The following is a 25,346-nucleotide window of genomic DNA, read 5'->3' as shown; positions in this document are numbered from 1 at the left end:
AGCTTAAAAGGGGTTGATGCAATGCTAAGATTATTCCTTATCTTTCTAGCATTCATCATTAACACAACGATAACTTATTTATGGACTACAGAGGGGACATGGGTCAACTTATTATTTAAATCATTATCATTAAGTATGATTCTCGTTTTTATGTTCTACTATATTCGTTTTGTTATTGAAAATAAAAACAAAGAATGAAATTTAACCAAAGACATTCCTTAGTTAAATTTCATTCTTTTTTATTGATGTAAATCAAGCTGATAAAATGCTAAATCGAGCCATCTTTCAAATTTATATCCTACATTTTTAATTGTTCCAGCGTGAGTGAAATTAAATTTTTTATGTAGCTCAATACTTCCTACATTAGAAGCATCTATCCCCGCTACAATTGTTCGATAATTTTTGGCCTTTGCGTCTTGAATGAGTATTTCTAATAACTTTGAAGCTATACCTTGACCACGATAGTCGGGATCAACATAAATCGAATGTTCAATAGAATAAAGATAGGCTGGCCAATCTCTAAAAGAGCCATATGTTGCATAACCTATAACATGATGGTCTTTAACATATACCCATATAGGTTCTTCGGCTATTGATTTTGTTTCAAACCACTGTAGTCGTTCTTCTAATTCCTTGGGATCATATGTATATACTGCAGTAGTATTAATTATGGCGTCATTATAAATTTTAAGAATATCTGGCAGGTCTTCTTTTCTAGCATGTCTAATCATTGGGCACCCCTCTTTTTACATTCCATTAAATACCTTTATTTCTAATAAATCAATTATTTGTTAAGTAATTTCACATGCGATATTTATAAAAGATTTTATAAGCTCCTTTTATATTAGTGTTGTCGTGTCAAAATAATGCTATACTTATCTCAAACTACGATAAATCTTTAAAAACATTTAAAGGAGTTACAGTAATGAAAAAATGGACGAGTCGATTAACGACGTTCATTGGTGTCTTATTAATATTATTAGCAATATATTTATTTGCAAAGCCACATATTGATAATTATCTTCATGAAAAAGATAACGACAATAAGATTGAGAAATATGACAACGATGAAAAAAAGGATACCTCGACGAAACAAAAGACACCTACAATTCCAAAGGATAAATCCAAAATGGCTGGTTATATTGAAGTACCAGATGCTGAAATTAAGGAGCCGGTTTATCCAGGACCTGCGACACTAGAGCAACTTAATAGAGGTGTGAGTTTCGCTGAAGGTGATGAATCATTAGATCAACAAAATATTTCTATCGCTGGTCACACATTTACTGACCGTCCGCACTATCAATTTACTAATCTAAAAGAAGCTAAAAAAGGAAGTAAAGTATATTTTAAAGTAGGTAATCAAACACGTAAGTATAAAATGACAAAAATTCATGACGTTAATCCATCAGATGTTGAAGTTTTAGATGAACAAAAAGGTGAAAAAAATCAATTAACGTTGATTACTTGTGATGATTATAATGAGAAAACAGGTGTCTGGGAGAAACGAAAAATATTCATCGCAACACAAGTGAATTAAGAACAATCAGGTAGGAGTATATACAAGATACTTCTACCTTTTACTATAGTAATAAATCATAAAGTTTAATAGACATTTAACAAACATTCACATGAGTTAAGTATTTTTAAGTGATGAAATCAATTTCTAAATGTGAATATAGTTTCATAGACTTATCTTTAACTTCATTCCATTCACACACACAGATATAATGAGATTAAAGTTGGTCAATTAAAGGGGATATTAAAATGATACGCGCAATTGCAGTAGATATGGATGGCACTTTTTTAGATTCAAATAAGCAATTTGATGAGGCACGGTTTGAAACAATTTTTAAAAAATTAAAGAAGCATAACATACAATTTATAGCTGCAAGTGGAAATCAATATGCGAAATTGAAGTCTATCTTTGGCGTTAGAGATATGTTCTTTATTTCTGAAAATGGGGCGGTCATATATAATGGGAATAAGCTGTACAACTATCGAAGTTTCAATAGACAAGATTTTCAAGACGTTGTTGATTATTTAAACATTGAACACAAGATGGATGAACTCATTATATGTGGTGTGAAAAGTGCGTATATTTTAAAAAGTACCCAAGCAACTTTTAAAGAGGACGCGCATTTTTATTATCATCAATTAGAAGAAATTGATTCATTACAACATTTACCTGAAGACGATTATGTTAAAATTGCTTTCAATATCAATCGAGAAACTCATCCTCACTTGGATGATGAGTTAGAGAGAGCTTTTAAAGATACAATTAAGCTAGTCTCAAGTGGGCACGATAGTATAGATGTTATTATGCCTAATATGACAAAGGGTCAAGCATTAAGACAATTACTTACTGAATGGGGGATGTCGTCTACTGAATTAATGGCATTTGGTGATGCTAATAATGATAAAGATATGCTAGAACTCGCACAATATAGTTATGTTATGGAAAATAGTAACGACGCATCATTATTTAAATTAGCGAGTGGTGTAGCACCATCTAATGATAAACAAGGTGTATTAACTACTATTGAAGAAGTAGTACTAAGTAACATATGAGCATAAATAAAGGTGAGAAGAAGTGGATATACCAACTTTTCTCACCCTTTTAAATATATTAGTTTAGACGTGTTTCACAAGTTCCAGTTTGAATAACTGATAACGCTGCATTTAAGCCGCCTTCAACTAAGTTTTGTACTGCTTCATCTGAGAAGAAAGCAATGTGAGGTGTTACTAAAATCTTTTCGTGTCTAATAAGCTCTAAAAGCGTTTGATCTTCGATTGTTTTGTTAGTCCAATCAAATGTAAAGTAGTCGGCCTCATTTTCATAAGTATCGATTGCAGCACCATATAATGTGCCATCGTTAACTGCATCAATAAGATCAGGTGTGTTAATAACAGCCCCACGAGCAGCGTTAACTAAAATAGCACCTTTCTTAACTTTCGCAAACATTTCTTTATCAAATAAGTGGAAGCTTTCTTTGTTTGCAGGTACGTGTAATGAAATGATGTCTGCATCTTTAATAGCTTCTTCAACAGAATCCTTATACTCTAAGAAGTCTAAAGAATGATTAGGATAAGCATCGTAACCAACAACCTTTGCACCAAATCCTGCGTAAATTTTAGCAGTGGCAGCTCCAATACGTCCTGTACCAATGATAGCGACTGTCATATTCTTAACTGGACGTGACATAATCGGTGCCGCCCAAGTAAAGTTGTGATCTTGTACGCGTCTTTCGATTGCAGGGAATCTACGTACAAGTTGTAATGCGATAGAAACAGAATATTCTGCGATAGTCTCAGGTGAATAACTAGGAATGTTAGAAATAACAATACCATGTTTTTTAGCAAGATCTAAATCGTACATATCGAATCCCGCAGTACGTTGAGCGATTTGTTTGATGCCGTATGCTTCGAGTTTAGGGTAAACTTCATCTTCTAATTTACCGAATTGCATGGTAGTTACACCATCATAATCCTTAAGTTGGTCGACAGTATCTTTACTTAAAAGTTCAGTAGAAGTAGTTACTTCAATGTTATTCTTTTTACCCCAGTTTAATGCCATTTCTTTCTCATATTCGCGTGTACCGAAAAACATAATTCTTGTCATTAAAAAATAACCCCATTTCTAAAATGTAAAAAATCGTACTAAATAATAAGTTATAAGAATAAAAATAAATAAGTAAGACTAAAACTTACAAGCTCATTATATTGTGAAAGTTTTCACAAATCAAGTGCGAAATGACCTTTGGAAAAGAAAAATGTGAAAAATCTCTCATTTTAAAAATAAACATCCTCTTTTTTTATGAAATTCATTTACTTTTATCGTGTACAAAAGTCATTTATACTTTTGATGTAATGAAAATTGATATTGTTAACAATGTATTTTAGGAAGGATGAAACACTGGTATGAGTAATATGAATCAAACAATCATTGATGCGTTTAAATTTAGACACGCTACAAAACAATTTGATCCGTCTAAAAAAGTGAGTGATGAAGATTTTGAAACAATTTTAGAGGCAGGGAGATTATCTCCAAGTTCTCTAGGTTTGGAACCGTGGCATTTTGTTGTAGTCCAAAGTGAAACATTAAGAGATAAACTTAAACCATACAGTTGGGGTGCTCAGAAGCAGTTAGATACAGCGAGTCACTTTGTATTGATATTTGCACGTAAAAATGTAACTTCTCAATCTGAATACGTCCAAAACTTAATTCGTGGTGTTAAACAGTACGAAGAAAGCATAATTCCAGCAGTTAATGAAAAGTTTGATAATTTCCAAACCAATTTCCACATTAATGATAATGAACGTACATTGTATGATTGGGCTAGCAAACAAACTTATATTGCATTAGGTAATATGATGACGACTGCAGCACTCTTAGGCGTTGATTCATGCCCAATGGAAGGATTTGACTTAGATAAAGTGACTGAGATATTAGCTGATGAAGGTATCCTAGATACTGAACATTTCGGTATTTCAGTAATGGTTGGTTTCGGTTATAGAGCTGAAGAACCTGCTCATGGTAAAGTTCGTCAAAATAAAGATGACGTCATTAGCTGGGTATAATAATTTAAAATATTCAAGAACAGATTCTATAATTTTAGATTGTAGAGTCTGTTTTTTTGAAAATTTTTAAATTTTTCAGAAGTGAATAAGTCTTTATATATGCGGGTAATTCAAGATTAGGACTTCTTTTTGAGTATGCTCATAAACACATTGTTTTGAATCATATAGAAAAGAAGGTAAAATAAAAACTACAAAAAGTAAACGTTTACATTTTAAAATATATTTAATTTAAGCAAGGTAGTTTCAACAATTCAAATATCACTATAAAGGATGGGTTAAAATGGCAAATATTAACGTAAGAGATTATATCGACGAAAGTTATGGCTTATTTATCAATAACGAATTCCAATCAAGTGGTAGTGGAGAAACATTAACAGTAACTAACCCAGCTAATGGCGAAGACTTAGCTAAAGTTGCAAGAGCTGGCAAAGAAGATGTAGATAAAGCAGTGCAAGCTGCACACGATGCTTTTGATAGTTGGAGTAAAATTTCAAAAGCTGAACGCGCTGATTACTTATTAGAAATTAGTCGTCGCATTCATGAAAAGGCTGAACATTTAGCTACAGTTGAATCATTACAAAATGGTAAACCATATCGTGAAACTTCTACAATTGATGTACCTCAAGCAGCAAATCAGTTTAAATATTTCGCAAGTGTTTTAACTACTGATGAAGGTACAGTCAATGAAATTGACGAAAACACTATGAGTTTAGTTGTCAATGAACCTGTAGGTGTTGTAGGTGCAGTGGTTGCATGGAACTTCCCAATTTTATTAGCTTCATGGAAATTAGGACCAGCATTAGCTGCAGGTAACACAGTGGTTATTCAACCATCTTCTTCAACGCCTTTATCATTAATTGAACTTGCTAAAATTTTCCAAGAAGTTTTACCTAAAGGTGTAGTGAACGTTTTAACTGGTAAAGGTTCTGAATCAGGTGACGCTATCTTTAACCATGAAGGTGTAGATAAGTTATCATTCACTGGTTCAACAGATGTAGGTTACGGCGTAGCAAAAGCAGGAGCTGAACGCATTGTACCTACAACATTAGAACTTGGTGGTAAGAGTGCCAACATCATCTTTGATGACGCGAATTTAGAACAAGTTGTTGAAGGCGTTCAGTTAGGAATTCTATTTAACCAAGGTGAGGTTTGTAGTGCAGGTTCAAGATTGCTAGTACAATCTTCAATTTATGACGAATTATTACCTAAACTAAAAGAAGCTTTTGAAAATATCACAGTTGGTGATCCATTTGATGAAAATGTAAAAATGAGTGCGCAAACTGGTCCAGATCAATTAGAAAAAATTCAAAGTTACGTAAAAATTGCAGAAGATGATGATAAAGCTAATATCTTAACTGGTGGTCATCGTATTACAGACAATGGATTAGATAAAGGTTATTATTTCGAGCCGACTATTATTGAGTTAAAAGATAATAAACACAAATTAGCTCAAGAGGAAATCTTTGGTCCAGTTTTAGTAGTTGAAAAATTTGATGATGAACAACAAGCGATTGATATCGCGAATGACTCAGAATATGGTTTAGCTGGTGGTATTTTCACAACTAATATCAACCGTGCATTAAATGTTTCTAAAGCAATGAGAACTGGTCGTATTTGGATTAATACGTATAACCAAATTCCAGCAGGCGCACCATTCGGCGGCTATAAGAAATCTGGTATTGGTCGTGAAGTTTATAAAGACGCAATTAAAAACTATCAACAAGTTAAAAATATCTTTATTGATACAAGTAACCAACCAAATGGTATGTATTAATATAAATAAAAAATTAAAAGAGGGCGAAAGCCCTCTTTTTTTATGTGTTTAACACTAAGTTTTTATCACCATGAATCTTAATGTCAAAGCCTTCTGGTGATGTTAAATGTTTAATCTCTGCATTAGGTTGATATATATCTACATGAGTTAACCCATATGATAGTTGATTATGTGTTCTTGCTATATTTGACTGCCAAGTATTCACCGCAATGTGGTGATGATATTTCTGCGTGGACATGAAGAGTGCTTGGGGGAAATTAGAAATTTGTTCTAACCCTAGATCATCAATATAAAATGCGCGTGCTTGTCCTAGATCATGTGTTTTAAGATGTAAATGTCCAATTATCCCATCTTCTGGCCAACCTTGCCATCCTTCTTTAGAACGTTGAGCAATTAAATCATTGGCATCAACTTGTAGTGTATCCATTTTGACAAATCCATCATTCCATTGCCATCCTTCATCAGGACGGTCTTGATAGACCTCAATGCCGTTACCTTCTGGATCATTAAAATATAAAGCCTCACTTACAAGATGATCGCCACCACCAACCGCGATATTGAGTTGGCTAGCATGATAAAGGAAGTTTGCTAAGTCAACACGCGAAGGGAGAAGGTAGGCGATATGGAATAATCCAGCTTCTCTCAATCCAGGTTGACGACCATCAATCAATCTATTCAAAGTTAATGTATGTTCATGTTTACCGATATAAAAAATGGTTTGTTGCTCAGTTTGTTTATTGATTGTAAAACCTAAAACATTAGAGTAAAAGTCAGTCATTGTATTTAAATCTTTAACGTTCAGAGTGATATTTGTAACTTGCGTTGCTTCTGATGAGTGAAAGGTATGCAAAGTGTAGTCCTCCTCAAATGAAAAAGTCATCTTCATTTAATATTTATACTAAGTATAATAAATATACTACTAGGAGGTGAAAAGAGCAAGTTTGAATCAAAAAAATTCCAAGAAGAATAATATCTCCTTGGAATGATTAAATATCAATGTATTAGCCTAAATATACATCTTGCGCGTGGTCGTCTTTTTCTAAAACATCTTTAGCAAATGGGCAAGAAGCAATGATTTTTAAATTATTATTACGCGCATATTCAACAACGCTATTCACTAATTTTTTCCCTAAACCTTGACCACCTAGTTCATCAGATACACCAGTATGGTCAATATCGATTTCATTGTTATCTACTTCTTTGAAAGTAATTACTGCTTGTGGATTATTCTCATCTTCTCCCACATAAAATTTATGATCGCCTTGTTTAATTTCTTCAGCCATTAACGTTCACTCCTTTAAAATGTTTATACATATATTTATCACTCATCTTAAATTTTAAAACATGATTAATGTTTTAAAGGCTTAGCTATTGCTTTTTTAGAAGGTTATAGATATAGTGATAAACGAAATAATTACGCTTTGTGGAGGGCTCATTTTGAAAAGAAAGGCAATTATCTTTATTACGTTATCATTAATTTTAATATTAAGTGGATGTAGTAAGAGTATAAATTCTAGCAAAAAAGACAATGTCAATAGTCACAACAAAATGAAAATATATACAACCGTCTTTGCATTTCAAAGTTTTATAGAACAAATTGGCGGTAAATACGTAGATGTAGAATCTATTTATCCTCCAGGTGCTGATTTACATTCTTATGAGCCTACGCAAAAAGATATGATTAATATTGCGAAAAGTGATTTATTCATCTACTCTAGCGATGGCTTAGACCCAGTTTCAGCTAAAATAACTCAATCAATGGAAAATAAAAATATGAAATTAGCCCTTGCAAGCGATTTAAATCAAAAAGAATTAATCCATTCCGATGATCACGATGAAGATGAAGGTCATAATCATGCTGAAACTGAAAACGACCCACATGTTTGGCTAGACCCAGTATTAGATCGCATTTTCGCTGAGAAAATCAAAGATAAGCTTATTCAAAAAGATCCTAAACATAAGTCATACTATGAAAAAAACTATAAAAAGTTAGATAAAGATGTCGCAAATATCGATAAAAAGATGCAAAAAATCACTAAAAGCCCTAAACGTGAAAAAATTATTATTTCTCACGATTCTCTAGGCTATCTTACTCATCGTTATCATTTTAAACAAGAAGGCGTTAATGGAATGAATGATGATGAACCAAGTCAGAAGAAGATATTGAGTATCGTGAAGAACATCAAAAATTCCAAGTCTCCTTATGTATTATATGAACAAAATATTACTTCTAAAATTACAGATGTGATAAAAAAAGAAACAGATACCCAACCTTTAAGTTTCCATAATTTAGCAGTACTTACTAAAAAAGAAAAAGACAATCAGTCAATCACTTATCAATCACTAATGAAAAAAGATATTGAATCGTTAGACAAAGCTTTAAATCAATAATTAAAAACCCTTTTAGAATGACATGTTCACTCTAAAAGGGTCTTTTCATATACTACTAATATCTTAAATAACTTACTGTAGTGTTATAGTACTCTTCAAAGCCGTGAATACCATCAGCGCCTCCTAAACCAGATTCGCGCCATCCTGCGTGATAACCGTTCACTACTTCTTCTGCTTCACAATTGGCGTAAACTTCACCAAATTTTAAACGTTCTGAAGCGGTCATTACTTCTTTAAAGTTTTCAGAGAAAATATATGAAGATAAACCAGCATTTGTATCATTAGCGTCATCAATCACTTGATCGAAGTCGTTATACGTTGTAACCGCTAGGACTGGTCCGAATATTTCTTCTTTAAATACACTATCTTCAGGATTTACATGATCTAATACAGTTGGTTCGTAGAAGAAACCATCACGTTGTAATTTTTGTCCGCCCAATACTAATTTGGCACCGTTTGTCACTGCAGTTTCGACTTTTTCATGAATACTATTGAGTTGAGTTTGGTTAATAATAGCTCCGTAATCTGAATTCTCATCGAGTGGGTCTCCTACAGTTAATTGACTCATTTTGTTAGAAACCTTTTCAATAAATTCGTCATGAACATCTTCGTGAACAAAGATACGTTCAGGGCATGTGCACACTTGACCAGCGTTATTAATACGAGCTGTGACAATATAGTCTACAGCTTTGTCGATATCCGCATGAGGTGTAACGATAACAGGTGCGTTACCACCTAACTCAAGGTTTACCTTCTTAACTGTTTGTGCTGCATGTTCATATACTGATTTACCAGCACGCATACTACCTGTAAGTGAGATGAGTTGAATATCTTCATGCGTTGCAAGTTGTGTTCCAACCGTTTCGCCAGTGCCTGGAACAATTTGAATTAATCCAGCTGGTATTGTTGAAGCACGGAATAGTTCAGCTAATTTTAATGTTAAAAGTGTCGTTTCTTCACTTGGTTTAATAACGACTGAGCATCCCGTAACAACAGCGGGAATAACTTTTCGCATTAAAACCATAATAGGGGCATTCCAAGGGACGATGCCCGCTGTGACACCAATAGGTTTCTTCGTAATTTGGATAATTTCGTTTTCTACGCTATTTTGAAGTACTTCGCCCTTATTACTCATACTTAAACTAGTCATATAATCAATAAATGCGATAGACTTATCAATTTCACCATAAGCTTCAGCTAACGTTTTTCCTTGCTCTTTCACATATAATTGTGCTATTTCATCGCGATTTTGTTCTAATAATGGAATGAGTAATTTTACATGTTCGGCACGTGTAGGTTGAGGAACGCGTTCCCATTCACGTTGAGCATGTTTAGATTTTTCAATTGCGTTATTGACTTCTTCTTTAGTCGCAAATGTAATTGTATCGAATTTTTCCCCTGTAGCAGGATTAATCACATCCATCGTTTCATTCGATTGACTCTCGATAAATTCATTATTAATAAATAGTTGATTTGTCATTTAAGACACCTCCACAATTTATATTCCCGAAATTTTTTATCCTAATTTTGAAAATTAAAAACATATAGAGAGTAATAATCTTTGAGAAATATGAAGGGGAAGTAAGATACATTTAACAAAAAAGCCAGACGAGCATTAACAGCTCGCCTGACTCATATTTAGTGTCTAAGAAAACCTTTATATATGACAGGGATAAGCAAGATAAAACCAAATAGTCCCATAATTGGGAATACCTTACCAATCAGTGAGATAAATCCAATAAATGTACAAATGAAAGTAATGATAGCCATCACAATAATTAAACTAAAATAACGTTTTGTAAAGGGTTGGCTAAAACGTGTAGCAAATGCATACATTAGACCTACAACAGTATTATATATTACTAACACCATAATCACAGACATAATTGTGCCGATAGAAGGTGAAATCTGTTTTGCTAAGAGTAGCGATGGTAATGCCACATGTTTTATTTTATCGAACTCAGTAATTAATCCTAGATTAATCATTAGCAATAGGAAAGTAATGATGAGACCACCAATTAAGCCACCATAGACAGTCGATTTCTGAAACTTCAACTTACCACCCATAACTGTTAGAAAACTGAAAGCAGCGGCAATCTGTAGACTGGCGTAGTTGATTGCATCGAACCACCAACCTGGAGAAATTGATTTATTGTTATTAGAATATTGATTCGCGGCAGTAAAATCAATGTGACCAGTAACAAAATAATACACAGCAATCATTACTACTACAGCGACTAGGAAAGGTGTAACCCCACCAAGTACAGCAATTAATCGATCAAACTGTAAAAACAACGTGAGTAATATTAGCACTACTAAGATTAAAGAACTTAGCCAAAAAGGTATGCCAAAGCTCTCGTTAATTGTTGATGCACCACCTGCCGTCATAATAATAGCAAGTGAAAATAAAAATATAGTCAGTATGATATCGAAAACTTTTGCAATCAAAGGATGTAAATAGAAATTGATTGATTCAGAATGATTTTGAGATTTAAGACGGAAGCCAGTGTGTAAAACAAATATTCCACCTAAAGTAACGATAAGACCAGTAATGATAATTCCAGCGATACTATAGATACCATTACTTGTGAAAAATTGAAATATTTCCTGACCTGTCGCAAATCCAGCGCCAACGACCACGCCAACGAAAGCGAAGGCAACGATGATGGATTCTTTAACAGTATTCATTTAACATGCATATCCCTTCAAATTTATATATTTTAAAGATGTCGTATGTATTCATTTATTTTAAAAAATTGAAAAATCACATTTATCTATTGTAGATGATATAGACGAAAAAATAAACAGTAAAGTTCATCACATATGTACTATTGTATAAATGTGACGTACGATAATTTGACTTTAGTGTATAATTAATATGTATCATAAACTTAAGGTACTCAGTAATTGTAAGTTTAATTTTAATCAATTTAATTATTTTTATACATTTACAAAAGTTTTAAGCAAATAATAATGCATTTATACATCATTTTTGATAGTATTAGGCAATATTGAATATATTAGGCAAGTAAATATATTAAGAAGGTGTTCATATGTCATTGGACTTACCCATTATGCTGATGATAGTTCTATTTCTAGCATTAGGGATTTTTAGTCAATGGTTAGCAGATAGAATTAAATGGCCATCTATAGTAGTTATGGCGATTGTTGGTTTACTCGTTGGCCCGATATTAGGTATCACTAATCCTAAAGAAGCGTTAGGATCTGAAGTGTTTAGTCCAATCGTTTCCTTAGCTGTTGCAATTATTTTATTTGAAGGTAGCAGTAATTTAGATTTTAGGGAACTTAAAGGAATTTCTAAAGCGGTTATTCGAATCATAACAGTCGGCGCAGTTATTGCATGGATTTTAGGTGCGATAGCCTTACATACAATCCTAAACTTTCCAATCTCCGTATCCTTTGTCATGGGAGGACTCTTTTTAATTACAGGTCCTACTGTGATTCAACCATTATTAAAACAAGCGAAAGTAAAGAGGAATGTTGACTCTATATTAAGATGGGAAAGTATTATTCTCGACCCAATTGGTCCGATGCTTGCATTGACAGCATTTTATATCTTCCAAATTATTGAACAAGGTATAAGTTTCATTGTTATTCTCATATTCGTACTGAAAATATTAGCCGTTGTCGTAATCGGCTTTGGTGCGTCATATTTATTTAATTGGTTCATACGCCAAGATATGATTCCACAAAATTTAATGCCACCTATCCAATTCGTTTTTATTCTCTTAACATTTAGTGTTTGTGATGCAATATTATCGGAATCTGGATTATTAGCGGTGACAATTTTTGGTTTAATAATGGCACGTAAAAAACGTCATGATTTAATCTTTAAAGAATCAGATCATTTCATCGATAATGCATCTTCTATATTAGTAAGTACAGTCTTTATTTTAATCACGTCATCACTTACGAAAGATGTATTACTTAATGTAGTATCATGGCAACTCTTTATTTTCTGTATTGTCATGATTGTCTTAGTTCGACCTATTTCAGTGCTTTTCTCAACATTTAAAACTGAAATTTCTAAGAAAGAACGAGCGATTGTTGCAATGATGGCGCCAAGAGGGATAGTCGTATTAACAGTGGCCCAATTCTTCTCAGGATTATTTATGGATGACAAAGTAGCTATGGCGAAATATATCACGCCCGTGACATTCGGCTTAGTGTTTATTACCGTGGTCATTTATGGCTTTAGCTTTACGCCGCTAAGTAAATTATTCGGTGTCGCTAGTAATGAACCACCAGGTGTAATTATAGTAGGTGAAAGTGAGTTCTCATTCCACCTAGGAGTGAATTTACGAGATCATGGTATTCCAGTTATGATGTTTAATTTATTTGAAAATACATCAGAGAAAGCACATGAAGCGGGATTTGAAGTCTTCAAAGGTAATTTATTATCAAGTAATGATCGTATTTATTCCGACTTACTTCGATATAATAAATGTATCTTAATGACACAGTCATTTATTTTCAATAGTCTGGCATTTAATGAATTAGTACCAGAATTCGGTTTAAATAATGTAGATATGATGCCTGTTTCTTTCAATGATGAACAGGCGAGAAATAATTTAAGTGGCCCGATTCGTAATCATATATTATTTGATGAAAATCACAGTCCACGCTGGTTTAATAACTACATTACACAACACAATATCGTAGAAGTGCCAGCAGAAGAGTACCATGAACTTACAGATAAAGACATGTTGATTTACTACATTAGTGAAGATAAAGAAGTCACATTCAAACGTAGTAATAGAGAATTACCAGAAAATGACACAGGTGTTTATGGTATTTTAAGAGATGCACATGCATGATAATAACTGAGGTCATTTTAATGTAAACTAATAACCCGTAGATGAAGTTGAGTCATCTACGGGTTTATTTGTGAATATTATGATATAAAAAGGTCATCCGGCTCCTGTGGGAATAGGGCGAGTTAAAAACTTGCTGAGCAAGATTGAGACCGTCCCCACGGAGAGCAAGATGACCTTTAAATAGAATTCACTTTATTTATGACAAGAAACTAAGGATTTTATGCTTAGTATTCCTATTTATTTTAAATATCTATCATGCATTAGAATTTTTAAGATATCAATTTGGTCTTGTAACTCTTTACCAACATTGGTATCTTTTATTTTTTTACGTTGTAATTCTTCATCTACAACTCGCTTCACTGATAGTTCGTCAGATCCGTCTGATAATACCTTTTCTTTAGTATTGAACTCTTGATGAGCCACCAATTGCATACCGAATGAGTTATAAAGCAGTGTATACCCAGCAATACCCGTCGTTGATTGATAGGCTTTAGAGAAACCACCATCGATGACAAGCATCTTACCATCAGCTTTGATTGGATCTTCACCGTCGATTTCTTTAACAGGTGTGTGACCATTAATAATACGACCTTCATCTGGATTTAGTCCAAAGTCTTTCAACATTTTGCGAATCATATCAACATCTTCACGTAAGTGATAATATGGATTCTTCTCCTCTTTATGAGAAGCTTTGTCCTCTATAAAGTAGCGTTCAAATGTTGTCATTGCACGCTTACCAAATAGAGATGAATACTTACCTGTCCATAAATACCATACTAGGTCAGTTGATATATCATCAGTGATTTCTTTATGATCAAAAGCTTTGCGTACATGGTATTCAAAGACATCTAATAACTCACGTCCACTTAACTGCTCGCCTTCGATTTCGAAAGATTCCATTTCTCCATTTTCATCAACGGGGATACATCCGTGAATCAGAAGGTTGCCATTGTAAGGAAGGTATAGTTTACCTTCGCGCATTAAGAATGACATATGACGACGTAATTTCTCAGATTGTTGGAATGAAAGAAGTAATTTATCTACAACTTCCTCTTCTTCAGGCAATAATTTCGCCGGATTGTTTCGGTCTACAGTTTGGAAACAAGTATCTTTAAGGGGATAAGTTTTGCCATAAACTGTAATTTCATTGTTGTCGTAATCAATTTTTTCTAATACTAAACGTTCTTCCATTTCGAAAGAAGGGCGACGCTTAATAATAGGCATTTCGAGTTTAAATTGAATCATAGCAATCGCTTGATGTATTTTAGTGATTTGGCTTTCTTCACGTTTAGTTAGATTTGCATCTTTATCAGGACGTTTCTTAGGCTTGAAAGCAGGGTTCTCAGCGTCGTAATACTTTTCAGCTAAAGTAAGTAAAGGACGTAAGTTAATGCCATAAGCATCTTCAATAATATCTAAGTTATCATAGCGTGCACAGATACGAAGTAAGTTAGCTAAACATACTTTAGATCCTGCATAAGCGCCTATCCACAACACATCATGGTTACCCCATTGAATATCAACTGAATGATAGTTTATGAGTGTATCCATAATCTTGTCTGGTTTCGGTCCACGGTCATAAATATCACCAACTACGTGAAGATGATCGACTACAAGACGTTGGACGGTATATGATAAACCGATAATAAGATCGTCAGATTGTTCTAATTCAATAATTTGGTTAACTAAAGTTTCATAATAGGGCTTTTTATTATGAAATTCATTACTTTTATATAGTAGCTCTTCAATAATATAAACAAATTGTTCAGGTAAAGCTTTACGTAGTTTAGATCTAGTATATTTTGATGAACAATATGTAATGAGTTCTATCAGACGTTCAATAGTAGTGATATACCATACGTTGAGTTTACCTATGGAATCAAAATTATTTTTTACTAATTTTAATTTTTCTTCTGGATAATACACTAAGGCTGCTAAGTCATCAATCTCTTGTTGAGATAATTTATTTTCGAATATATCATTGATTTTTGCTCGAACGTTTCCTGAACCATTACGTAAAACGTGCTGGAAAGATTCATATTCACCGTGTAAATCACTCACAAAGTGTTCTGTGCCTTTAGGTAATTCTAAGATAGATTCTAAATTAATGATCTCTGTTGCTAATTTCTCAGCACTATCAAATTTTTGAGAGAGTAAATCTAAATATTTTTGTTTCATTTCACTTTCAGTAATAGGAGTCATGCTTAGTCACCTCTGTTAAATATTTCCATCACATATGCATTATTTTAAAAAGTAATGCGCTTACATAAATTATCTTTAAAATGTAGTGTTTTTTCAATGATAGCGTACTAAAAATTTTAATTTGTATGAAAAAAGCTGAGTAAACCCTAAATAAGGCTTACTCAGCTAAACTTATTTAACATTTTTGCGTCTTTTCATGAAGTAACGGATAACGAAGTAAATAATAGCGATAATGATGATGACATACATGATACGTGAGTATGTATGAATGCCATTCATTAGAGCGCCGAAACTATCACTTAATAAGCGTCCAAGTAAAATAAGTGCGAAATTCCAAATTGTTGTTCCTAATAAGGAAAGGATAGTAAATTGAACCACATTCATACGGTTAATGCCAGCCGGTATAGTAATTAGCACACGTAATACTGGTACGAAACGACACAAGAAGACAGCCCATGCACCATATTTTTTAAACCAATCATTGGCACGTTTTAAATCTTTACTTTTTAATTTCATCCATTTACCATGACGGTCCACAAATCGATATAATTTTTCCTCAGATATAAGTCTACAAATATAGTACAAAATGAGTAGACCAATAAACGAAGCTATAGTAGCAATAATTAATAGTGTCCATATAGATAAGTGGGATTTCACTGATAGTAAACCAGCAAAGGTAAGAATAATCTCTGAAGGAACTACAGGTAAGACGTTCTCTAATAAGATTAAAATAAATATAGCGGTATAGCCCCACTTACTAATAAACTCTGTAATAATCTGTTCCATTAATAACTCGTTTCTCCTTTAAATTAAGCAATGTTAATACATTGTATGTTAATTATAATAGATAATAACAATAATTGCTTAAAATTGATAATAAAGGCAAACTTACTTTGTACGAAATTATCGAATAGATTTGATTAAAGTATGATATAAACCACTAGCTTCTTCATCACTATGAACCCCGTAAGCATTCATACGTCCATCTTTAAATAGAGTAAATTCATAATTTTCATATTTGATAAGTTTAGCGAATGAAGTAGCTTTTACAATATTTCCAGGGAAATGATTTGAGTAATCAAATGCATGTTTAGGCATTCTAAATAGGTACGTGTGACCACACATTTGCTCAATAGTATTTTCTTGTTTTGTTTCTAATAAGTCATATTGATGGTTTTCACACACTGGGCATTCATTATTTTTCAATATATCTACGTTCATCGCTTTATAACCAAGATCAAACGCATCGATGGTAATCATTTGCTTTGAAAATCCTTTTCCACTTAAGTAGCGAATCACTTCAGCCACTTCATAACTTGCTACAATTGAGACAATAGGTGGGAGAACACCATTAATAGCACAACTTTCTCCAGTCTCAGGTATGGTTTGCATGAGACATTTTAAACAAGGACCTTGGTAATCAATGCCGTAAACAGTTCCTTTACTACCTACAGCTGCTCCATAGACCCACGGTATTTCATACTTATGACACACTTCATTTATGAGAAATCTTACTTTAAAATTATCCATTCCATCAATAATGATGTCTGGATTAATCTCACTTACGATATCCTCAATATTTGAAGAAGTGACTTCAACATCATAAGCAGTAAGAGTGACTTCTGAGTTGATTTGACTCACCTTATTTTTTACAGCTTCAACTTTAGAAACAAGATGATAGGCATCTTCTTCATCATAAAGCGTCTGACGATGTAAATTTGATGTTTCAACGATGTCCATGTCTATAACTGTAAGATGATTAGCACCCATGCGAGCAAGCTGGTCTATGATATGGCTCCCTAAAGCTCCAGCACCAAAGACAAGTATTTGTGATGTAGAAATTTGATGTTGTCCGTCTTCGCCAAAAGGGTGAAATCTCGTTTGTCTATCGTAGCGTGACATTATAGAAAACCTAAACCTTCAGTAGGGCTTGATGCTTGTGCAGTATATTTTACTGGTATTCGTCCAGCTTCGTATGAAAGTCTACCCGCATTAATTCCAAGCTTCATTGCTTCAGCCATTTTTATAGGATCTTTAGCTGCAGAAATCGCTGTGTTGAGTAATATACCGTCAGCGCCTAGCTCCATTGCATGACATGCATCTTTCGGTGAACCGATACCTGCATCAACAATAACCGGTACCTTTGCATTTTCAATAATATAACTTAAATTAAGTGGATTATTAATACCACGACCAGTTCCAATAGGGGATGCAAGTGGCATGACTGCATGTACACCTAGTTCTTCCAAACGTTTCGCCAAGACGAGGTCATTTGAGATATATGGACATACGATATATCCTTTTTCTAAAAGTACTTTACAAGCTTCATATGTTTCAAATGGATCAGGAAGTAACGTTTCGTCATCGCCAATAACTTCAACCTTTATCATGTCACATACACCTGCATGGTTAGCAATTTCAGCAATTCTAATTGCTTCTTCAGCTGTTTTAGCACCTGCTGTATTCGGAAAAGTTATAAAGTCTTTTAAGTTAACGTTAGCTAAAGGATTGGGTAAATCACGATCATATAAATTCATACGACGAACAGCAAAGGTTAAAACGTTTGTTTCAGAAGCTGCAATTGCTCGTGATTGAATATCTTCATTGTCAAATTTACCAGTACCTAATAATAAACGAGATTGTAATTCTAAATTTCCAATTTTAAACATTTTATCCGCCTCCAACAATTTCTAATAATTCTAATCGATCATCTTCTCTAACAGTATGTTCATGATACTTATCTTGTTTAATTAATTCTTTATTGAATTCAACGATAACGCGCTTAGGATCTAATTCTAGTGCTGTTAAAACATCATAAATTGATTGTTCTTGGTCAAAGCTGAATGAGTCTCCGTTAATAATACACTTCATAATTGTTCCTCCTTTTCACACTAAAGCTTGAATAACGGGGTGGTTTAATGCCAGAAATTAACCAATTTGCTATATCGCGTCCAATTACGGGAGATAATAAAATCCCATTACGATAGTGTCCTGTAATAACGAACAAGCCATCATCAATTTGATCCATCAGTGGCATTTCATTATTCGTGTAAGGACGAACACCTGACCATTCTTTTAGAACACGACTATTCTTAAGTTCTGGAACACGAGCGCTTGCATGATCTAAAAGCCAATTCAAACCGCCTTCTGATGTGCCTACAGAGTAATTGTTAAATTCACTTGTTGCTCCTATTAAGAAACGATTGGGTTGTTTTGGAACGATATAACATCCATTAGTCATAAATAATGTCTCTTCAAGATCTAGTTCATCGTTTTCAAGTAATAGAACTTCGCCTTTAACTCCAATGACTTCTCTAGGAAGAGAGTAGTTTTTTAATAATTGAGAGGACCAAGCACCACTTGCAACGATCACTTTATGTGCTTCAATAGGTGACATTTGGTCAGTACACACAGCGTAGTAGCCATTTCTTCTATCAATCGATTGAACCTCTTGGTGATAATATCGTGTGATGTGATGTTGTTGTAACGATTTAAACAAAGCTTTCGTGTATTTATTAGCATTGATTTGACCATCATTTGGTATATGAATTGCGCCATAAGCTGGTTCAACATTCCCATTGGTAAGCTGTATAAGTTCATCATTGGATAGTAGTTTGACACTAGAATCCATTTGTCTAAGGAACTCATATTGACGTGTGAGTGATTCGAGGTCATCTTCTTGGTTAGCAATCTTAATAAGTCCTGAATCTTTGAACTGTATGTCGATTCCAGTCTCATTTAATAAAGATTCGCTTAATTTAGGAAACATCTCACGCGATTCAATGGCTAATTTATATAAATCGTTATCTTCAGTAAATTCATTTTGTGCTCCTAACATGCCTCCAGCTTTATATGAAGCATGTTTACCTGGAACATCTCGGTCGATGATCGCGATGTCATAATTTGTTGCGCTTAACTGTCTAGCAATTGACATACCTATGACACCAGAACCAATAATAAGTACATCATGCATGTTGCAACCACTTCCTTCTTAATTCCTTAATTTCTTTTAAAGACGCATTCATGAAAAATGAAATAGCACAAATACCATCAAATCCATATTCCAACTTTGAAATCGTATGTTCAGAAATTCCTCCTATAGCATAAATAGGTATAGGTAGATTTAATACTTCTACGATTTCATCATGTGAACGTGGTGTATCACCCGGATGTGAGGGAGTAGGGAAAATATGACCGTAAAAAACATAATCAAGTCCTTCATCTATACATGTATAAATAGTATCTATGCTATGTGTGGACATACCCACTTGGATTTCTGGATGTGATTTTTTATATGCAAAAGCTGTTTTAACATTTTCTTTAAAATGAATACGACTAAGGTTTAATTCTTCTAATAATGCCGTGTCACTATGAATAATCATTTTATCCTTAGGAAAACCTTGGTTAATGAGTTGAATCAAAATCTTCTTTAATTCATTTTTTGGCATAGACGTTCGAAATAATAGAGCATCAATGCCTTCCTCGATATTTAAGAAGTGTTCTAAGTCTTGTGTTGTAAGTGTCTTATCGTAAGTTATTGCGGTAAATATGTGCATCACCTCAAATTTATAAATAAAAAAACGCTACCTCCCTGAATGGGAAATAGCGCTTAAATCATCTATATAAGTCCTAAAACTCTTTTGTCGCCACTTCCCTACGCCAGTATGAACTGGATCAGGTTCTAGGAATTATAAAGTCACTTCTTTACTCTCAGCCCTAAACAAAGGCACTTCCAGTGGATTGATATGAAATTGTATCAAAAAAATTTCAAACGTTTTCTTTGAATTCAGTTTACTATTTTTAGGAATATTCTTCAAACTTCTTTAGCTTTTATTAATCATATTCAATTTATGCATAAAATTACATATATGCTTCATATAATGAATAAAAAATAATTACTTTAATGTTTTAAGATACTCAATTTTATAAAAATTATGGTTTTAGACTTCATTATATAAGTGAATCTAAATCACATGCTTAAAACTGGAGATTCCGGTAAAATATACGAAAAATATACATTTTTTAAAGAAATTTCGTCTAAACTATTGTAACCGTTTTCACAACGTGCTATATTATATAAAAATTGTAGCGCTACAACTTAAAAAGTTGTTCTAAAAAGGGTAGTTTTAACAGTCATCGCAGGGAATTTCTGAAACTTAACGACATCTTATATAGAAACAACATAATTTAAATGGAAGTAGGAAACAAATATGAATGAAAAACGCAGTAATGTACGCTGGTATTTTGCAATTGGGTTCTTTCTCATCGGCGTAATTGCATATATGGATAGGTCTAATATTTCATATATTGCAGCTCCAATGATGAAAGATTTAGGTATGACAAAAACACAATTTGGTTTATTAGCCTCATTTTTCTCACTAGGTTATGCATTTATGCAAGTGCCTTCTGGAATGTTAGCTGAGAAGTTCGGTCCTCGTAAAATGATTACTATAGCTCTCGTATGGTGGAGTGCATTTACAATTTTGACAGGTATGATTAAACATCACGGTTTATTATATTTTGTAAGATTTTTATTCGGAGTGGGTGAAGCCCCAATGTACCCATCGAATGCCGTATTTAACTCATTTTGGTTTGCTAAAAATGAAAAAGGAAGAGCTTCAAGTGCTCTTTTAGCTGGGTCTTATTTTGGACCAGTACTAGCACCGATTATCACAATTGCAATTGTTAATGCCTTTAACTGGCAAGCAGTATTTTATATCTTTGGTGCAGTTGGTATTGTTATGGCTATCTTATGGGCAATCATTGCTAAAGATTTACCTGAGCATCACAAAATGGTAAGTGAAGCGGAGAAGAAATATATCATTGAGCATCGTGATATTGTTGCAACTGAAAAGTCTTTACCACCCTGGAAACGTTTCTTAAGTCACTTTAGTTTCTATGCAATTGCACTACAATATTTTGTAGTACAATTCGTTATCGCATTATTCTTAATTTGGTTACCAACATATTTGGCTGAGCAATATCATGTGGATTTCAAAGATATGGCAATCAGTTCATTACCATGGTTGTTTATGTTCTTCCTAATACTCTCAGCTGGAGCAATCTCAGACAAAATTTTAAATTCTGGGCAGTCACGATTTGTAGCGCGTGGTGCGATTGCTATCGCTGGATTTGTAGTGTTCTCTGTATCAATCTTTTTAGCAGTTCATACTGATAACTTATACATGACAATTGTTTGGTTATCCTTATGTTTAGGTGGCGTAGGTATTTCAATGGGTATGAGCTGGGCAGCAGCGACTGACCTTGGTCGTAACTTCTCAGGCACAGTGTCTGGTTGGATGAACTTATGGGGGAACATCGGCGCACTAATTAGCCCATTACTTGCCGGTATAGTAGTCGATCAACTAGGTTGGTCAATGACATTACAATTATTAATTGTTCCTGCAGTTATAGCTGCTATTCTATGGTTCTTCGTTAAACCAGATCAACCACTTGTTGTAGATGAAGAACAATCAAATTAATATTTTTATCTCGAACATACTAAGATTCCCAAACCACTCATCTTAGTATGTTTTTTTATTTTCTTCTGAATTTACAAGAGTTTAAAGGATGATGTTTCAGGTTATCTATGTATTAAACTGTTAAGAAGTTGAGGAGATGACTCATATGATTATCATTAATGCTAAGATTAAAGTTGATGAAAATAAACGCGAAGATTACTTACAATTAATGGCTGACTTAGTGGAACATTCTAGACAAGAAAAAGGAAATTTATTCTATCATCACTATGAAGATGTAAGCGAAGCGAATACATTTGTGGTGGTTGAGAATTATAAAGATGAAAATGCTGTTGAAGAACACAATCAATCTGAACACTTCCAAATATTTAGCCAAAATATTAGTAAATTTATTACTGAGGAACCTAAGATAGATGTAAGTCGAACAGTAGAAAAATAATTCAATTCGCACGTTCAACATAAATGAATAATCAGTGTTATAATTGGTAAGTAAATGCAACACTTATGAACATCATAGATTATAAAAAATGAACGAGACAATGTTATTCAACTCATAAAATTAAATTGTCTCGTTCTTTCTTATGTTCTTATTTGGGGATGTAAATTAGAAAGGAAGATTAAAGTGAATCACGTACTTAATTCACTGACCCGTGTTGATAAATCTAAAATTGATTATTATAAAGGGTTAAGACAAGGATTATTACTTATTATACCTGCTTTAATAGGCTATTTTTTTGGATTTTTCAATTTTGGCTTATTAATATCAACAGGTACACTTGCACATGTCTATGTGTTTAAAGGCTCAACGCAATCTATGTTAAGAACAGTTATTATCTGCTCACTGTCGTTCTCACTTTGTATGATGTTAGGTACGTTAACGATTATACAGCCGATAGTATTTGGTCTTATCTTACTTGTTGTAGTTGCGGTACCGTATTATATTTTTAATGCACTCAAAGTAGCTGGACCGTCTTCTACCTTCTTCTTAGTAACATATTGTTTGCCTATTAATTTACCTCATGCGCCAGAAGAAGCATTACTACGTGGGTTAGGCATTCTTATTGGTGGTATATTAGCGACAATAACTGTAATGTTAACCATCTTATTTACCAAAGTTAAAGCAGAAGATAGAGCGATTAACGCGGATTTTGCTACAATTCATAACTTGTTACATCATTATAATGACCCTGAAGCGTTTAAAACATACGCGAGAAATGCTGTAACTGAATTTAGAACATCGGAAAAGCTCCTTATCACTTCTACATCAGGTGGTAATGGAAAGTTAAGTTCACGTTTCCAAAAGTTAATACTCCTACATACTGCAGCACAAGGTATCTATTCAGAGTTACTCGAATTAAATGAGAAAAATGTTCGTCCTATTCCACAAGATCTTATTGAAATGATGGATCATATTTATAATGGTATACAACAACCTCGAACTTCAAGACCATGGACAAAGCCTGTGGACGTACCTTCAGAATTTGAAAATTTATTGAATCATATATTGAAAATCGATGAAATGGTACATGCGAACGACAATCAAATTGAACATGAAGCCGATATTCGCAAACCACTTTATAGTAAACGTATTTATCAAAATTTAACTTTTGATTCAATCGTCTTCAGAAATGCGCTACAATATACGGTTATTATGGCTATAGCAATATTTATTGCGCTAGGATTTAATATTCAAAAAGCTTATTGGGTACCACTTTCAGCACATACTGTATTACTCTCAAATATGACGACAATCCGTTCACTTGACCGTGCATTAGCAAGAGGAATAGGTACAATTATTGGTGCCCTTATTTTGTCAGGCATATTAGCCTTAAATATTAATCCGTTAATTGCAATATTAATCATGGGTGTTTCAGCAGTGATGACTGAAGCATTTGTTGCGGCAAACTATGCATTTGCTGTTGTTTTCATTACTACGCAAGTAATTATGCTGAATGGTCTAGCTTCGCATAATTTAAGTATAGAAATTGCTTATACACGTATCATCGACGTTATATTGGGTATTGTCATAACTGTTATAGGGATATTCTTAGTTGCCAGAAACACGGCTTCCTCCATGTTACCAGGAGCGATTGCAGAACTAGTTCGTAAAGAAGCCACGCTATTTCATTATTTATTTTCTAAAAATAAATACGAAACGGATGAAGTAGATAAGGGAGAACGTTTAAATTTAAATGTAAAAATTAGCAACGTCACTCAAATGTATAATTCTGCTAATGGAGAATTGTTCAGTAATAAAGAGGTTGTGCGATATTATTATCCTAGTATCTTTGCGTTAGAGGAAATTAGTTTTATGTTAGAAAGGGCGATGAATAACAAAAATCGTATAACTATTGATGATGAGCAAATGGGCGAGTATCTCTTAGCGTTTGAAAATATCGCCAAACATTTCCAACTACAAGGTAGTTTAGAGGAAAGAGAGTTAAGTCATTTACCTCAATATAATTATATTCGATCAGCATTAATTAATATTCAGCGTAACAGTGTTCACGCACGTAAAGATATCACAGAGAATGAAGAAGAACATCATACTTCAAATGACTCTCAATCAAAAGGTTAGTAAGTGTACCTCTCGTTTAATAACTCACGATAGTGGTAAATACTATTAAAAGTTATTTTATTGGGAGGTAAAGTTATGCCTTGGACAATGGACGATTACCCACAAAGTTGGAAAAATTTCGATGAACTTGAACGTAAGAAGGCAATAGACATCGGAAATGCTATGCTAAAAGATGGCTATAAAGAACGCGACGTGATTCCTATTGCTACACAACAAGCTGAAAATTGGTATAAAGACGCGTCTAAAGAAGAATTAGATGAATTAAAGAATAAACATATCACACAACACCAGAAAGATCAGTCAGCTAATCCAAAATTAAATGACGAAAATATACATGTTTATTACGAAGACAATGAATGGAAAGTTAAAACTGAAGATGCTAAACAAGCTTCAGATACATTCGATCAAAAGCAAGACGCCGTGAAACGTGCGAACGAGATTGCTGACAATAAAGGAACTAAAGTCATCGAACATAAAAAAGATGAATAGATTAAATTGAACTGCGT

24 protein-coding genes and 1 riboswitch are annotated in these 25,346 nt (G+C 33.5%); of the genes, 11 read left to right on the top strand and 13 right to left on the bottom strand.

Going from position 1 to position 25,346, the window contains the following annotated elements; genetic code table 11:
- Positions 1-21: 21 nt before the first annotated feature.
- Positions 22-198, top strand: coding sequence for a hypothetical protein (locus tag HMPREF3154_RS11395; RefSeq protein WP_016898584.1), 177 nt, complete (start codon positions 22-24; stop codon positions 196-198).
- A 41-nt stretch (positions 199-239) separates the two neighbouring features.
- On the opposite strand, the gene HMPREF3154_RS06340 is transcribed toward HMPREF3154_RS11395, so the two are convergent.
- Positions 240-731: a GNAT family N-acetyltransferase gene (locus HMPREF3154_RS06340; RefSeq protein WP_030058792.1), complete on the bottom strand. Its 492-nt coding sequence runs from the start codon at positions 729-731 to the stop codon at positions 240-242.
- Positions 732-925: 194 nt separating this feature from the next.
- Between HMPREF3154_RS06340 and srtA the strand changes: the two genes are divergently transcribed.
- Entirely contained in the window at positions 926-1,537 is a 612-nt protein-coding gene (srtA, locus tag HMPREF3154_RS06335) for a class A sortase SrtA (protein WP_023351132.1), read from the top strand.
- Between the two features lie 227 nt (positions 1,538-1,764).
- Positions 1,765-2,568, top strand: coding sequence for a Cof-type HAD-IIB family hydrolase (locus HMPREF3154_RS06330; RefSeq protein WP_023351133.1), 804 nt, complete (start codon positions 1,765-1,767; stop codon positions 2,566-2,568).
- Positions 2,569-2,626: 58 nt separating this feature from the next.
- Here HMPREF3154_RS06330 and HMPREF3154_RS06325 read toward each other — a convergent pair whose 3' ends face one another.
- Complete coding sequence (locus HMPREF3154_RS06325; RefSeq protein ID WP_023351134.1) at positions 2,627-3,619, bottom strand: D-lactate dehydrogenase; 993 nt, start codon at positions 3,617-3,619, stop codon at positions 2,627-2,629.
- Positions 3,620-3,918: 299 nt separating this feature from the next.
- Here HMPREF3154_RS06325 and HMPREF3154_RS06320 point away from each other — a divergent pair, with 299 nt between their 5' ends.
- Together HMPREF3154_RS06320 and HMPREF3154_RS06315 are read left to right on the top strand one after the other, a co-directional pair.
- Entirely contained in the window at positions 3,919-4,578 is a 660-nt protein-coding gene (locus HMPREF3154_RS06320; RefSeq protein ID WP_023351135.1) for an NAD(P)H-dependent oxidoreductase, read from the top strand.
- Positions 4,579-4,858: 280 nt separating this feature from the next.
- Positions 4,859-6,352 (top strand): aldehyde dehydrogenase family protein, encoded by a 1,494-nt coding sequence (locus HMPREF3154_RS06315; RefSeq protein ID WP_002432802.1) that lies wholly within the window; start codon positions 4,859-4,861, stop codon positions 6,350-6,352.
- 40 nt (positions 6,353-6,392) lie between these two features.
- On the opposite strand, the gene HMPREF3154_RS06310 is transcribed toward HMPREF3154_RS06315, so the two are convergent.
- A complete protein-coding gene (locus HMPREF3154_RS06310) occupies positions 6,393-7,202 on the bottom strand; it encodes a VOC family protein (RefSeq protein ID WP_023351136.1) in 810 nt (269 codons plus the stop codon).
- 151 nt (positions 7,203-7,353) lie between these two features.
- Positions 7,354-7,635, bottom strand: a complete 282-nt coding sequence (locus tag HMPREF3154_RS06305) for a GNAT family N-acetyltransferase (protein ID WP_002432606.1) — start codon at positions 7,633-7,635, stop codon at positions 7,354-7,356.
- A gap of 154 nt (positions 7,636-7,789) precedes the next feature.
- Here HMPREF3154_RS06305 and HMPREF3154_RS06300 point away from each other — a divergent pair, with 154 nt between their 5' ends.
- Entirely contained in the window at positions 7,790-8,743 is a 954-nt protein-coding gene (locus HMPREF3154_RS06300; protein ID WP_023351137.1) for a metal ABC transporter solute-binding protein, Zn/Mn family, read from the top strand.
- Between the two features lie 55 nt (positions 8,744-8,798).
- Here HMPREF3154_RS06300 and aldA read toward each other — a convergent pair whose 3' ends face one another.
- Together aldA and HMPREF3154_RS06290 are read right to left on the bottom strand one after the other, a co-directional pair.
- A complete protein-coding gene (aldA, locus tag HMPREF3154_RS06295) occupies positions 8,799-10,223 on the bottom strand; it encodes an aldehyde dehydrogenase (protein ID WP_023351138.1) in 1,425 nt (474 codons plus the stop codon).
- Between the two features lie 158 nt (positions 10,224-10,381).
- Entirely contained in the window at positions 10,382-11,431 is a 1,050-nt protein-coding gene (locus tag HMPREF3154_RS06290; protein ID WP_023351139.1) for a YkvI family membrane protein, read from the bottom strand.
- Positions 11,432-11,796: 365 nt separating this feature from the next.
- Here HMPREF3154_RS06290 and HMPREF3154_RS06285 point away from each other — a divergent pair, with 365 nt between their 5' ends.
- Entirely contained in the window at positions 11,797-13,581 is a 1,785-nt protein-coding gene (locus HMPREF3154_RS06285) for a cation:proton antiporter (RefSeq protein WP_023351141.1), read from the top strand.
- Positions 13,582-13,818: 237 nt separating this feature from the next.
- Here HMPREF3154_RS06285 and HMPREF3154_RS06280 read toward each other — a convergent pair whose 3' ends face one another.
- The 7 genes from HMPREF3154_RS06280 to HMPREF3154_RS06250 all read right to left on the bottom strand — a co-directional run bounded on the left by HMPREF3154_RS06280 (position 13,819) and on the right by HMPREF3154_RS06250 (position 20,339).
- A complete protein-coding gene (locus tag HMPREF3154_RS06280) occupies positions 13,819-15,783 on the bottom strand; it encodes a fructose-bisphosphatase class III (RefSeq protein WP_023351142.1) in 1,965 nt (654 codons plus the stop codon).
- 171 nt (positions 15,784-15,954) lie between these two features.
- Positions 15,955-16,569: an undecaprenyl phosphate transporter UptA gene (locus HMPREF3154_RS06275; protein WP_002432789.1), complete on the bottom strand. Its 615-nt coding sequence runs from the start codon at positions 16,567-16,569 to the stop codon at positions 15,955-15,957.
- Positions 16,570-16,686: 117 nt separating this feature from the next.
- Positions 16,687-17,685 (bottom strand): HesA/MoeB/ThiF family protein, encoded by a 999-nt coding sequence (locus HMPREF3154_RS06270; protein WP_023351143.1) that lies wholly within the window; start codon positions 17,683-17,685, stop codon positions 16,687-16,689.
- On the bottom strand, positions 17,685-18,452 hold the full coding sequence (locus HMPREF3154_RS06265; protein WP_023351144.1) for a thiazole synthase: 768 nt from the start codon (positions 18,450-18,452) through the stop codon (positions 17,685-17,687). Before HMPREF3154_RS06265 ends, HMPREF3154_RS06270 begins: the two co-directional genes overlap by 1 nt.
- A gap of 1 nt (position 18,453) precedes the next feature.
- Complete coding sequence (thiS, locus tag HMPREF3154_RS06260) at positions 18,454-18,654, bottom strand: sulfur carrier protein ThiS (RefSeq protein ID WP_002469878.1); 201 nt, start codon at positions 18,652-18,654, stop codon at positions 18,454-18,456.
- Entirely contained in the window at positions 18,638-19,756 is a 1,119-nt protein-coding gene (thiO, locus tag HMPREF3154_RS06255) for a glycine oxidase ThiO (RefSeq protein WP_023351145.1), read from the bottom strand. Before thiO ends, thiS begins: the two co-directional genes overlap by 17 nt.
- A complete protein-coding gene (locus HMPREF3154_RS06250) occupies positions 19,749-20,339 on the bottom strand; it encodes a thiamine phosphate synthase (RefSeq protein WP_023351146.1) in 591 nt (196 codons plus the stop codon). Before HMPREF3154_RS06250 ends, thiO begins: the two co-directional genes overlap by 8 nt.
- Before the next feature lie 78 nt (positions 20,340-20,417).
- Positions 20,418-20,527, bottom strand: a riboswitch (TPP riboswitch).
- A 466-nt stretch (positions 20,528-20,993) separates the two neighbouring features.
- On the opposite strand from HMPREF3154_RS06250, the gene HMPREF3154_RS06245 reads away from it, so the two are divergent.
- The 4 genes from HMPREF3154_RS06245 to HMPREF3154_RS06230 all read left to right on the top strand — a co-directional run bounded on the left by HMPREF3154_RS06245 (position 20,994) and on the right by HMPREF3154_RS06230 (position 25,329).
- Positions 20,994-22,265, top strand: a complete 1,272-nt coding sequence (locus HMPREF3154_RS06245; protein WP_023351147.1) for a pyruvate MFS transporter — start codon at positions 20,994-20,996, stop codon at positions 22,263-22,265.
- Between the two features lie 145 nt (positions 22,266-22,410).
- On the top strand, positions 22,411-22,701 hold the full coding sequence (locus tag HMPREF3154_RS06240) for a putative quinol monooxygenase (protein WP_023351148.1): 291 nt from the start codon (positions 22,411-22,413) through the stop codon (positions 22,699-22,701).
- A 183-nt stretch (positions 22,702-22,884) separates the two neighbouring features.
- Complete coding sequence (locus HMPREF3154_RS06235) at positions 22,885-24,840, top strand: FUSC family protein (protein WP_070474477.1); 1,956 nt, start codon at positions 22,885-22,887, stop codon at positions 24,838-24,840.
- A gap of 75 nt (positions 24,841-24,915) precedes the next feature.
- Positions 24,916-25,329: a DUF2188 domain-containing protein gene (locus HMPREF3154_RS06230; RefSeq protein ID WP_023351150.1), complete on the top strand. Its 414-nt coding sequence runs from the start codon at positions 24,916-24,918 to the stop codon at positions 25,327-25,329.
- The last annotated feature ends 17 nt before the right edge of the window (positions 25,330-25,346 follow it).

The sequence above is a fragment of the Staphylococcus sp. HMSC06C11 genome, from assembly GCF_001808345.1.
Taxonomy (GTDB): domain Bacteria; phylum Bacillota; class Bacilli; order Staphylococcales; family Staphylococcaceae; genus Staphylococcus; species Staphylococcus capitis.
The sequence above is the reverse complement of the archived record's forward strand: the minus strand, read 5'-3'. Positions and strand labels throughout refer to the sequence as shown.

What these genes read in the sequence shown, in the direction of transcription:
- HMPREF3154_RS11395 (WP_016898584.1), top strand. Translation starts at nt 22, where the DNA reads ATGCTAAGATTATTCCTTATCTTTCTAGCATTCATCATTAACACAACG.
- HMPREF3154_RS06340 (WP_030058792.1), bottom strand. Translation starts at nt 731, where the DNA reads ATGATTAGACATGCTAGAAAAGAAGACCTGCCAGATATTCTTAAAATT.
- srtA (WP_023351132.1), top strand. Translation starts at nt 926, where the DNA reads ATGAAAAAATGGACGAGTCGATTAACGACGTTCATTGGTGTCTTATTA.
- HMPREF3154_RS06330 (WP_023351133.1), top strand. Translation starts at nt 1,765, where the DNA reads ATGATACGCGCAATTGCAGTAGATATGGATGGCACTTTTTTAGATTCA.
- HMPREF3154_RS06325 (WP_023351134.1), bottom strand. Translation starts at nt 3,619, where the DNA reads ATGACAAGAATTATGTTTTTCGGTACACGCGAATATGAGAAAGAAATG.
- HMPREF3154_RS06320 (WP_023351135.1), top strand. Translation starts at nt 3,919, where the DNA reads ATGAGTAATATGAATCAAACAATCATTGATGCGTTTAAATTTAGACAC.
- HMPREF3154_RS06315 (WP_002432802.1), top strand. Translation starts at nt 4,859, where the DNA reads ATGGCAAATATTAACGTAAGAGATTATATCGACGAAAGTTATGGCTTA.
- HMPREF3154_RS06305 (WP_002432606.1), bottom strand. Translation starts at nt 7,635, where the DNA reads ATGGCTGAAGAAATTAAACAAGGCGATCATAAATTTTATGTGGGAGAA.
- aldA (WP_023351138.1), bottom strand. Translation starts at nt 10,223, where the DNA reads ATGACAAATCAACTATTTATTAATAATGAATTTATCGAGAGTCAATCG.
- HMPREF3154_RS06290 (WP_023351139.1), bottom strand. Translation starts at nt 11,431, where the DNA reads ATGAATACTGTTAAAGAATCCATCATCGTTGCCTTCGCTTTCGTTGGC.
- HMPREF3154_RS06285 (WP_023351141.1), top strand. Translation starts at nt 11,797, where the DNA reads ATGTCATTGGACTTACCCATTATGCTGATGATAGTTCTATTTCTAGCA.
- HMPREF3154_RS06280 (WP_023351142.1), bottom strand. Translation starts at nt 15,783, where the DNA reads ATGACTCCTATTACTGAAAGTGAAATGAAACAAAAATATTTAGATTTA.
- HMPREF3154_RS06275 (WP_002432789.1), bottom strand. Translation starts at nt 16,569, where the DNA reads ATGGAACAGATTATTACAGAGTTTATTAGTAAGTGGGGCTATACCGCT.
- HMPREF3154_RS06270 (WP_023351143.1), bottom strand. Translation starts at nt 17,685, where the DNA reads ATGTCACGCTACGATAGACAAACGAGATTTCACCCTTTTGGCGAAGAC.
- HMPREF3154_RS06265 (WP_023351144.1), bottom strand. Translation starts at nt 18,452, where the DNA reads ATGTTTAAAATTGGAAATTTAGAATTACAATCTCGTTTATTATTAGGT.
- thiS (WP_002469878.1), bottom strand. Translation starts at nt 18,654, where the DNA reads ATGAAGTGTATTATTAACGGAGACTCATTCAGCTTTGACCAAGAACAA.
- thiO (WP_023351145.1), bottom strand. Translation starts at nt 19,756, where the DNA reads ATGCATGATGTACTTATTATTGGTTCTGGTGTCATAGGTATGTCAATT.
- HMPREF3154_RS06250 (WP_023351146.1), bottom strand. Translation starts at nt 20,339, where the DNA reads ATGCACATATTTACCGCAATAACTTACGATAAGACACTTACAACACAA.
- HMPREF3154_RS06245 (WP_023351147.1), top strand. Translation starts at nt 20,994, where the DNA reads ATGAATGAAAAACGCAGTAATGTACGCTGGTATTTTGCAATTGGGTTC.
- HMPREF3154_RS06240 (WP_023351148.1), top strand. Translation starts at nt 22,411, where the DNA reads ATGATTATCATTAATGCTAAGATTAAAGTTGATGAAAATAAACGCGAA.
- HMPREF3154_RS06230 (WP_023351150.1), top strand. Translation starts at nt 24,916, where the DNA reads ATGCCTTGGACAATGGACGATTACCCACAAAGTTGGAAAAATTTCGAT.